The organism is Phycisphaeraceae bacterium (assembly GCA_040222855.1).
Taxonomy (GTDB): domain Bacteria; phylum Planctomycetota; class Phycisphaerae; order Phycisphaerales; family Phycisphaeraceae; genus Mucisphaera.
In genome coordinates this window covers 1-599 of record JAVKCD010000002.1, presented here as the reverse complement: position 1 = coordinate 599, position 599 = coordinate 1, and the positions used below count along the sequence as shown (strand labels likewise).

Here is a 599-nt window from a genome sequence, read left to right as displayed (position 1 = left end):
TCTTTGCAGAGCCGCACCAGCCCGTCAATTCCTTTGCGAAAATCAGCGGGTTCAACAGCCACCAGAATCTTCATCTGGGGAGTGATCTGCAGCATCACTCCGCGCCCCGGAAGTTGCGGCAAAGGGCTACCAGATCAGGCGCGTCACAGCCCCGCAGATGCACCCGCAGGCGAGCTCCCGAGCCGTCTTCGAACTCGACCAGACATTCTCCCGACGCGGCCAATGCTGACGGTGCCAGCGACGAGGGTGAAAGTTCGATGAATCCCGGAGAGACCGAACGAGCTTCGTCCGAATCGGAATCGACATTTTCACCGGCAACACGCTTCTTCAACGCGTTGTAATCCAGCTTCAGCACCGAGGCCGTGCGGCTGAGTCCATGAGTGTCGACCAGTCCGACCGCCAGCAACCACAGCTTCTCCGGAATTCGAGCTCCCGCCGGCCGTGACCGGCGCCACGCCTCAAACCGATCTCGCCCCCGCGCCAGTGCCCCGCCGATCTCACCACGTTTTCGTCCAGCCATAGTCGGTCTCCCCAAAGGTAAAACCAACCACGGTACCGAGGACGAAAAAATCGTTCAGGCACGCTTACCGGAAGGACAC

1 protein-coding gene is annotated in these 599 nt (G+C 60.4%); it reads right to left on the bottom strand.

Annotation, left to right across the window (positions count from 1 at the left end; translation table 11 throughout):
* Positions 1–94: 94 nt before the first annotated feature.
* Complete coding sequence (locus RIG82_00015; protein MEQ9459326.1) at positions 95–520, bottom strand: hypothetical protein; 426 nt, start codon at positions 518–520, stop codon at positions 95–97.
* Positions 521–599: the final 79 nt, after the last annotated feature.